Source organism: Corynebacterium sp. ACRPZ, assembly GCF_022346205.1.
Lineage (GTDB): Bacteria > Actinomycetota > Actinomycetes > Mycobacteriales > Mycobacteriaceae > Corynebacterium > Corynebacterium lehmanniae.
Genome location: NZ_JAKRMR010000020.1, coordinates 21,160 through 29,679, shown reverse-complemented (window position 1 = coordinate 29,679; position 8,520 = coordinate 21,160). Strand labels below are relative to the sequence as shown.

The 8,520-nt window shown below is 60.3% G+C and carries 10 protein-coding genes and 1 pseudogene; 4 read left to right on the top strand and 7 right to left on the bottom strand.

The annotated features are described in order from the left end of the window. Positions 1–401 precede the first annotated feature (401 nt). The 5 genes and pseudogenes from istA to MHX64_RS11210 all read right to left on the bottom strand — a co-directional run. Positions 402–1,337 (bottom strand): annotated as a pseudogene (gene istA / locus MHX64_RS11225) (IS21 family transposase); the annotation flags it as partial. A gap of 2 nt (positions 1,338–1,339) precedes the next feature. After that, the gene (locus tag MHX64_RS11220; protein ID WP_239357501.1) at positions 1,340–1,765 is read right to left on the bottom strand and encodes a YjdF family protein; all 426 of its coding nucleotides are present in this window, start codon (positions 1,763–1,765) and stop codon (positions 1,340–1,342) included. A 701-nt stretch (positions 1,766–2,466) separates the two neighbouring features. Then, positions 2,467–2,745: a pentapeptide repeat-containing protein gene (locus tag MHX64_RS12120; RefSeq protein ID WP_158093103.1), complete on the bottom strand. Its 279-nt coding sequence runs from the start codon at positions 2,743–2,745 to the stop codon at positions 2,467–2,469. A gap of 188 nt (positions 2,746–2,933) precedes the next feature. Beyond that, a complete protein-coding gene (locus MHX64_RS11215; protein WP_181888925.1) occupies positions 2,934–3,932 on the bottom strand; it encodes a hypothetical protein in 999 nt (332 codons plus the stop codon). Between the two features lie 8 nt (positions 3,933–3,940). Continuing rightward, positions 3,941–4,138, bottom strand: coding sequence for a hypothetical protein (locus tag MHX64_RS11210; RefSeq protein ID WP_181888924.1), 198 nt, complete (start codon positions 4,136–4,138; stop codon positions 3,941–3,943). Between the two features lie 141 nt (positions 4,139–4,279). Here MHX64_RS11210 and MHX64_RS11205 point away from each other — a divergent pair, with 141 nt between their 5' ends. Then, complete coding sequence (locus MHX64_RS11205) at positions 4,280–5,200, top strand: D-isomer specific 2-hydroxyacid dehydrogenase family protein (RefSeq protein ID WP_181888923.1); 921 nt, start codon at positions 4,280–4,282, stop codon at positions 5,198–5,200. Here the strand turns inward: MHX64_RS11205 and MHX64_RS11200 are convergent. Then, a complete protein-coding gene (locus MHX64_RS11200) occupies positions 5,197–5,586 on the bottom strand; it encodes a type II toxin-antitoxin system VapC family toxin (protein WP_181888922.1) in 390 nt (129 codons plus the stop codon). The genes MHX64_RS11205 and MHX64_RS11200 overlap by 4 nt on opposite strands. After that, positions 5,583–5,816 carry a hypothetical protein gene (locus MHX64_RS11195; protein WP_126857909.1) on the bottom strand — a complete coding sequence of 78 codons (234 nt, stop codon included), beginning with the start codon at positions 5,814–5,816 and terminating at the stop codon, positions 5,583–5,585. Before MHX64_RS11195 ends, MHX64_RS11200 begins: the two co-directional genes overlap by 4 nt. Before the next feature lie 70 nt (positions 5,817–5,886). On the opposite strand from MHX64_RS11195, the gene MHX64_RS11190 reads away from it, so the two are divergent. Genes MHX64_RS11190 through MHX64_RS11180 form a run of 3 tightly spaced genes read left to right on the top strand, consistent with a single transcriptional unit; the run spans position 5,887 to position 8,516 of the window. Continuing rightward, on the top strand, positions 5,887–7,173 hold the full coding sequence (locus tag MHX64_RS11190) for a glutamate-5-semialdehyde dehydrogenase (RefSeq protein WP_239357502.1): 1,287 nt from the start codon (positions 5,887–5,889) through the stop codon (positions 7,171–7,173). A gap of 9 nt (positions 7,174–7,182) precedes the next feature. Continuing rightward, the gene (locus MHX64_RS11185; RefSeq protein ID WP_239306236.1) at positions 7,183–8,121 is read left to right on the top strand and encodes a cutinase family protein; all 939 of its coding nucleotides are present in this window, start codon (positions 7,183–7,185) and stop codon (positions 8,119–8,121) included. Then, the gene (locus MHX64_RS11180) at positions 8,121–8,516 is read left to right on the top strand and encodes a hypothetical protein (protein ID WP_239357503.1); all 396 of its coding nucleotides are present in this window, start codon (positions 8,121–8,123) and stop codon (positions 8,514–8,516) included. The genes MHX64_RS11185 and MHX64_RS11180 overlap by 1 nt, the downstream gene beginning before the upstream one ends. The last annotated feature ends 4 nt before the right edge of the window (positions 8,517–8,520 follow it).

Here is an 8,520-nt window from a genome sequence, read left to right as displayed (position 1 = left end):
TTGAAGGAGCGAAAGCCACCGGGTGGAAACAAGCCATCAACCAACTAGCCGTGGCTTACCCCGACCGATTCGCGGACTACTTGTAAACCAAACCCCCGCACACAAAGAATCGGACACCCTCTCCGGCCCCGATCCCACTTCGTGGCCAAGTCTTGGTGCTTTGCCGGCACATGCTCTTTATCTGTGGAGTACTGCATATTGCCCGGTTTCTTCAGGTGGGAAGCGATACGCTCACCCGCGCTGAAGATGTCGACGACATCGTCGAAGATCTGCACGTCGACACTTTTACCGGCGAAGCTCCACGGCACAGAGTAGAAATGCTTCTCCACTTGGACGTGGTAGTTCACCCCGGCCTTGGCGGTGCGCCACGTGGAATACGACCAGCGCTGCGTAGGCAGCGGGCGCAACGCTTCTGCTTCGCTTTCAACAAACAGCTGCCTGCGGGTTGTTTTCCGGCCCCGGAATCCTTCCCGGTCGTTGATCCAGTCAACCTGTGCTGCAATAGCGGCGTTGAGTACCTCAAGCGTGGCGAACTCTTGGCCCGACAACGCTTCTACGACCCAGGTCTGGACGATATCGACCGCTTTTTCCACATGAGCCTTATCCCTGGGTTTACCCGGCCTAGCCGGGGTGATCCCGCAACCGTAGAATTCAGCGAACTGCTGGTAGCGCTCGTTGACCTCACGCACCGTCGCACCACGTGCAACCTGGTTGGTTGCTGTCGAGGCGTTATCGGGAACGATGCGCACCGGCACGCCACCGATGTAGTCCAACGCGTCGCGGTGAGCACACAGCCACGACCGCATCCGCATATCCGGCCACGCACTGGCATGGATGAGCCCCGAATGTGGCAGCGACGCCACAAACACATACGCCCGCACAGACACCCCGGTCAACGGGTCAACAACTGCCATGGTTTCCCCGGACCAATCAACGCACAGCTCCTCACCAGGGGCATGGGTCAAAAGCGCAGTCAGGTCGTTGACATCGACGTAGTTTTCAAACAGCGCGCAGAACTGCCGGTAGGAATAATGCTGCTGGCCAGAAGCGGCCTGACGCCGGGTGTATTTATGGTGTTCCACCTTCAACGTCACCCGCTCACCGCGTCGGCGGCGGGCAGCGATACCTGCGAAATCCGGCTCCACAAACGCGTCCGAATCCCGCCGGCGGTTATCCGGAAACAACTCCGAAAGCTCCTGCGCCGACAACGCGATAATTGCGTCTTCGTCCATTCCAGTCGAGCGCAACACTCGGCTGGCCTTATCGATACTGCTGCGTGAACACCCCAAATCCGACGTGATCTGCGACCACGAGCGGCCTTGCACAAGCGCCAGCATGATCAACCTGTAATTGGTGACCACACCAAACTCCTTCCATGGTTACGCGGCCCGCGCGTACACACTGCGCAGGCCGTCAACCACAGACTGCCAACCCAACTACCCCCGGTACCCAATACACGCACACCCAGTACCCGATACCCGCCCAACCGGTACCAAAAACCGGAGCCGGTCACTTTATTGACTTTCCGCTGCAGGCGTTTGGGATTTCCTCGCTGTGGCTCTTCAATAGCGCCAGGTATAGGTACGGAACGATGGGCCCGTTTGACTAGGGAAGAACCATTGACGAGCAGCCACTCATAAAGTTCGGCGTTATTAGGCTCTGGGCCGAAAACTACTCGGACGGCGCGGAGTTGGTTGTTACTGGAAGTCTCGTAGACTCCGCACCAAAACTGACCATCGTGAAAAAGGGTGAATTGAGCAGGCAAAGTTGTCTCCAGGTACGCTAAAGCGGACCTGACGACGCTGGATTCCTTAGCTCTAATGAGCGCAAGAGCTAAAGCGACGGATAGAACTGGCTAGTGCTATCGCTCAGACTTCCTACTGAGACTGTGCGTTTCGCGCATCAGGATCTTACGGGAGGTAACACTAACACACCCTGATTCTGAGGAAATGCAGCACGCAGACCGTGCACACCCTCCCGATAGGATAAGCGCCAGCACCGAAAGGAGAAGAGGACTGTACATAGTTATTGTCTTGGCTGCGCTGGTGTGTGCCACCGTCTTGGCCGTCCAGACCATCCGCCGCGAACAGCCCCAAGACCGTATGCGAGTCGCCGCGATTGGAGGCGGAACCAGCGTGGCAATGATCCTGGGCGCTTATCTCATCTTCAACCTCGCAGAGCTGCCGCTAATTCTTACCGCACTTATTGCGTCGCTGGGACTACTCGCCCTGTGGACTGGCATTTTCGGAGCCCGCCTCAATGAAAGAACCAACAGGTAAAGCCACGTTTCGGTGAACATACGCTATAACATATGCTTTAGCGTATGTCGTGCCATATGCCTAAACATATAGCCTGCCATACAGCAATCACCGTGGGGCGTATATTCACCCGCACGCCGCGCCGTATCTATGCGTTTTTCAACACCCGATACACCGTAGGGCTTGAACGGAATTCGTGTAGGCGCAATCAGGGGCTATAAAGTATCGCATTACTTGCATCCAAACCTGTACATTCAGAGAATTGCCTTGGACTGGCGGTAACAGGTACCAGATATGCGTTCGTAAAATTCGCGCGCGTTAATGTCGCTCCACGAAGGTCTGACTCGCTAAGAATTGCGTTCGTAAAATCTGCGTCGGTGAAATCTGCCGATTTCAAGTTAGCCCATGCCACCATGGAGCCGCGAAACGAGCATCCTTTGCATATGCTTCCTTCGAGATTGATATCCGTCAGGTCATAGTTGGACATATCTTTCCCGGAAATGTCTTCCCCAGCGAGCTCCGTGGCCCACGATTGAGGCATCGTTTTGTACATTTGCTATTTAATCTGCGGTGAATTGATAATCCATTGCGGGCAACGGCCTTGGTAGCCAAGGCAGTGAGTGGTTACAACTCCGTAAGGTTTGCCGTCCCTTATCTTGTTGAAACCAACCACCGTTAATATGTCTGTGGTTTCAACTTTCCGGCACTTCTTAAAAGGTCCCCAACCTGAGCAGGAAATATGATCCATGGGCAGGCGATATTCATAGCGGTCGCCGGAGCGCTTAATTTTTGGCGCATATTTTGTTGAAGCTTGTGAAGCACGAATGGATAGACCGTGTTTGTTCTGGTTTTTCGCCCGAGCCTTTTCCCGAAAGTAAACCAGCTTTCCATTTTTATCCGTCCACTGCGACACGATAGTGTAAGGGCCTTTATTTCCAAAGCTTTGATCCCAACGTATGTTGCTGTGCCTTCGATCGTTGCCTTCCAGCGTTCAGCGGCGACGTACTCCGGGTCGGCAGCGAGTCGGCGCATCTCAATAGCCAACAGCCCGTGGGCTAAGTCTCTGAGGCGGCTTGGGCTGGTTTCGGCGCGTATTTCGTCGAAAAGCACGAGCTCTTCTTCCAGCAAAGCAAGATCTGGCTGACCAAGCGGACCCGGATCCATGCTCCAGTTCTCCTGCCCGTAGAAATGGAAAGCCTCGTGTGCGAGGAAAGTGATGAAGTGCTCAGAAGAGTTTGGAACGTCGAAGCTGTGCTCGCCGAACTTCACGTAATAGGAATCCTGACCGAGCACTCGTTTGGGGTGACCGATAGTGGTGAAGTTGCCACCGAGCAACCATGTTGGCAGCAGCTGCGGGTAAAGGCGTGCAAGCCGGTATACGTGGAAACCTTCTGCCGCCGGTGCAGGAATCGGCTCGGCAAACGGCGACGATACTGGCTCGTTTGTGACGAGATAGCTGAATCCGGAGTCTTTGCTCATGAGGACGAACGGGTGTGACACTACGTCGACGTCGCGCCACAGTTGCGGGGTGTCGGCGAGTGTTTGGAACTCCTCGAGAGCCCGCCTGTCAATCGGGGATAATCCCGCACGTTTGGCAATTACAAGGTCTGCCGCACCGGCTGCAAATACGATTGCGAGCAAAATGGCGAGAAGTCTCAGGATGAGAGAACGCATGGAGTCGATTATCTCCGAAGGACCATGCGCCAGATCTTGTCACCCAGCGGAGTGATGCGAGTTTCGGGTTTGATCTTCATGACGAAGTTCTTGTCTTCTACTGTGCGTGGCAGGTGGGTGAAGCCCGGAAGGCTCGTGAGGCCCACGATGGGTGGGGAGGACGGGTCGCAGTCGATGACCACGTCGAATTGACGAAGACGTTTCAAGAGTCCGTTGGCACGTTCGCGGGACTCGTTTGTCAGTTTCCCAGGGGCGGCACCGGTGCGGTCTTGGACACTTAAATGGTGTGAATGCCGGGGTGTGAATGCCGGGGTCGGAGGTCGAGTTTTTCCATACTCTGGGTAGGCATGAAGTTCACGTATTTGCCAAAGCCTAAAAACGAACCCATCGCTGCGCTGGAGGCGAAGGGACATCAACACGTCGCCCTTGAGGACAACCCGGACCTCGTGTTGTTCGGTGGCGGTCCGAAGGATTTCCCGGATGAGCTGCCGGACAGCGTGAAGGTTGTGCAGATCCAGTACGCCGGCATTGAAGGTTTGCTGGAGGCCGGCATTCTGTCCAAGCATGCGGCCAATGGCGTGCGCTTTGCTAATGCGGGTGGGCTTTACGACGACACCGTCGCCGAATCCACCCTCGCCCTCCTACTGGCAGTAGAGCACCGTATGAAAGCGGTAGATCGCGAGTGGAACAACACGCAGCTGTTCAAGGAGAAGGAGTACCTCTTCGACAACAAGAAGCTCGCGATCATCGGCGCCGGAGGCATCGGCAAGACGCTGATCCGATTCCTTCAGCCCTTCGGCATGGAGATCACTGCGGTGAACCGCTCGGGCAACCCGGTGGACGGCGCGGACCGTTCCGTTGCCATGAAGGACGCTGGCGAGATCTGGGCAGATCATGACTACTTTGTGTTGCTCACCCCGCTGACGGAGGAAACCCGCCATATGGTGAATGCGCAGCGGATTGAGCAGATGAAGGACACTGCGGTCGTCGTCAATGTGGGGCGCGGGCCGCTCGTCGATACGCAGGCGCTCACGCAAGCGCTTGCCGACGGCCACCTGCGCGGCGCCGGCCTCGATGTCACAGAGCCCGAGCCACTGCCCGCCGACCACGAGCTGTGGGGCCTGGACAACTGCGTCATCACCCCGCACGTGGCCAACATCCCGCGGTTCATGGAGCGCCGCATCGGCGGCCTGGCCGCGAAGAACTGGGAGCTTTACGCCGCGGGCGAGAAGATGGCCACAGAGGTCGACGTCGACGCCGGGTACTAAATGACCAGTATGGTAGCCCCGAATCCAGGTGCGTTACCGAGGCGGGCATCTGCGGTGACGAGCGGCTGATTAAGCGTTTCGGCAAGCGCTATGAAAGTGGCGTCGTAAGCGGAAACGTTCTCGCGGAGCTGCCAGGTTCGAGCCATGAGCGGAAGGTGTCCGTGAAATTGGATACCCAGCTCGCTCAAGATCGATAAAGACTCGGCCGCTCTACTCACGTCCAAAACGTTGGAACGCACCTGTCTTCTCATTACCTGCACGACTTCAGTTACCAGTAGGTGAGGTGCGTGGATTTCTGCGTCTTCGGCAGAGATCAGCTCGAGTACTTGGTCGCCCTTTTCAGTACGTAGCAATAGTTCGATTGCCGCGGACGTATCCAGAATCATGCCCTGGCATCCCGTTCAGCGCGAACAGCTTCGGCAATGGACTCGCCCTTCGTGCTCACCCGGGGAAGATTGGCGAGACGAGCCAGAGCCGCGGAACGCTTGCGGCGGTTGAGCGCGAATGTCAGCTCGTCAACAGCAACGTCGGACACGGAGGTGTTCCGCAGCTGGGCCTGCGCTTCAAGAGCGCGCACCAGCTTTTCCGGGACGTTGAAGAGCTGCAAATCGGTCATACCGAAATAGTGGGCCACCCTCGCGCCGGTGTCAAGGGTTTTGGTAATCGTCTAGCGCTAGGATTGCCGCATGAGTGCGCAGCAGACTGACCAGCAACGACAGGCCGAGCGCGAGGAGGTGCTCGCGAAGGCGCGCCGCGCGAAGGAGGTAGCGCCGATAATCGCCGCGCTGCCGACCCCGGCGAAGGACGCGGTGCTGCTCGCGGCCGCCGCTGCGCTGACGGAGCGCGCCGGGGAGATCCTCGACGCCAACGCCCGCGACCTTGAAACCGGCCGCCAAAATGGCCTGGCGGAGTCGGTGCTGGACCGGCTTGCACTCGACCAGGACCGCATCGAGGGCATCGCCGGCGGCCTGCGCCAGGTGGCCAGCTTGCAGGACCCGGTGGGGGAGGTGCTCACCGGCCGCACGCTGCCCAACGGCATCCAGATGAAGAAGGTGCGCGTCCCGCTCGGTGTGATGGGCATGGTCTACGAGGCCCGCCCGAACGTCACCGTCGACGCGTTCGGCCTGGCGCTGAAATCCGGCAACGTGGCGCTGCTGCGAGGCTCGAAGACGGCGCGGTGCTCCAACGAAAAACTGGTCGAGGTGCTGCAGGACACCCTCGCAGCACACGACCTGCCTCGCGAGGCGGTGCAGCTGCTGCCTTGCGAGTCCCACGATTCGGTCCAGGACCTCATCACCGCGCGCGGGCTTGTCGACGTTGTCATCCCCCGCGGCAGCGCCCGCCTCATCGAGGCGGTGGTCACCGGCGCGACCGTGCCCGCCATCGAGACGGGCACCGGCAACTGCCACTTCTACATCGACGCCTCCGCCAACCTGGACAAGGCGATTGCGATGCTGCTCAACGGCAAGACGCGCCGGGTCAGCGTGTGCAACGCCACCGAAACGGTGCTCATTGACGCCGCTCTCGCAGACGAGGACAAGCGCGCGGTCGTTGCTGCGTTGCAGGATGCGGGGGTTGAGGTGCACGGAGACGTCGAGAAGCATCATGCGTTCGGTGCGGACGTTTCGCCTGCAACCGAGGCCGATTTCGCCGAGGAGTACCTCAGCATGGACATCGCGAGCGCCGTCGTGGATGGTGTCGAGGGGGCGATCGCCCACATCGCGCGCTACTCCAGCGGCCACACCGAGGCAATTGCGGCCCAGGACGCACATGCTTTACGACGATTCGCTGACGCCGTGGACGCCGCCGCCGTCGTACTCAACGCATCGACCGCCTTCACGGACGGGGAGCAATACGGCATGGGCGCCGAAATCGGCATCTCCACCCAGAAACTGCACGCCCGCGGACCGATGGCGCTGCCGGAGCTGACCACCACTAAAAGGATCCTGGAAGGTACCGGCCAGGTGCGCTAGTCTATCCGCGTGAAAAAATCCCGTTCCTCCTGGCGCGCCCGCTTCGGCCTGTTCGCCACCGCTGTCGCCACCGCCGTGACAGCCACCGTTTCCCCCGTCGCGCCCGTGCAGGAAGCCGACGCGCAAACCCGCTGCCCGGCCGTCGCGGTCATCGCCGCCCGCGGCTCCGGCCAAAACACCCAGATCTACCCCACGCGTTACTCCGGCGGGGCGGCCTGGACCTCCAACGGCTGGGAGGCGGAGACCATCCGCGCCTTCCTGCAGCACGCGGAACGCCGCTACACCGCCACGCACGGCGGCAACTCGCTGATGAAGGACGTCGAGGTCATCGGCTTGGAGCCGCGCTACTACCCGGCGACGTTCCCGGAGTACGACGTGCCCGAGGTCGCTGTGCCGTCGACGCTGCTGCAGGCGCTCGGCCTTGCCATCCAGTGGGCCAACCCGATGTTCATGATGGCGCGCAGGGCCTCGAACCAGTTCCTGGACTCGGTGAAAATCGGCCGGGGCGGCGTGATGCAGATGATCAACGACTACCAGGGCGCCACCGGCTGCCGCCCGAAGTACATCCTGTCCGGCTACTCGCAGGGCGCGATGATTCTGCTGGAGCACGAGCGTGAACTGGCGCGGCGCGGCCAGCTCGCCGGTGTGGTCTACTTTGGCAACCCGAACACCGCCCCGGGTGACTGGTCCACCGTGGGCGTGCGCGGCGGCGGCGCGGGTGGCATCCTCGGCGCGCTGCCGTTCAACACCAAGACCGCCGCGGCGACCCGCAACCGCGTCAACTACTGCCTGCCGCTGGACGCCGTGTGCGACTTGTCCGTGCAGACGCTGGAGGCCTCCCGCGCCACCGGCGGCAACCACGCCCGCTACTTCCGCTGGAGCTCCCGCTGGGACAACCAAGTCTCCGACGCGTTCGGGCGCTTCGTGGATCAGGTACGGTACGGCTAATGAACCAGCTGATTCGGACCACCGCCGCCGCGACCGCTTGCGCCGTCGCGCTTTCAGTTGCGCCTGCGGGCGCGGAGACCATCACGCGCGACACCACGCAGCGCGTGACGGTGGAAAAGACCTGCGAGTGGGAAGTGGACGCCAAGGGCAACCCGATCCTGGACGCCAAGGGCAACCCGATCCCGGTGGAGGTGGACGGCAAGCAGGTGTGCAAGGAGCGTGAGGTTGCCGCCGGCTCATCGAGCAGCGCCAACAAGTGGGCGGACGACACACGCGACGAGCTCAGCATCGGCGCCGTCGTCGGCGTGGTCGGCGCACTGCTCGCGCTGGTGCTCGGCGCCGGACTGCTGTTCATCGAGTCCGTGGACATCCGCATGCTGCCCCCGACGACGTAACGGC

Bases quoted from the DNA above. Each gene is read 5' to 3' on its own strand.
- MHX64_RS12120 (WP_158093103.1), bottom strand. From the start codon at position 2,745: ATGTCCAACTATGACCTGACGGATATCAATCTCGAAGGAAGCATATGC.
- MHX64_RS11215 (WP_181888925.1), bottom strand. From the start codon at position 3,932: ATGCGTTCTCTCATCCTGAGACTTCTCGCCATTTTGCTCGCAATCGTA.
- MHX64_RS11205 (WP_181888923.1), top strand. From the start codon at position 4,280: ATGAAGTTCACGTATTTGCCAAAGCCTAAAAACGAACCCATCGCTGCG.
- MHX64_RS11200 (WP_181888922.1), bottom strand. From the start codon at position 5,586: ATGATTCTGGATACGTCCGCGGCAATCGAACTATTGCTACGTACTGAA.
- MHX64_RS11195 (WP_126857909.1), bottom strand. From the start codon at position 5,816: ATGACCGATTTGCAGCTCTTCAACGTCCCGGAAAAGCTGGTGCGCGCT.
- MHX64_RS11190 (WP_239357502.1), top strand. From the start codon at position 5,887: ATGAGTGCGCAGCAGACTGACCAGCAACGACAGGCCGAGCGCGAGGAG.
- MHX64_RS11180 (WP_239357503.1), top strand. From the start codon at position 8,121: ATGAACCAGCTGATTCGGACCACCGCCGCCGCGACCGCTTGCGCCGTC.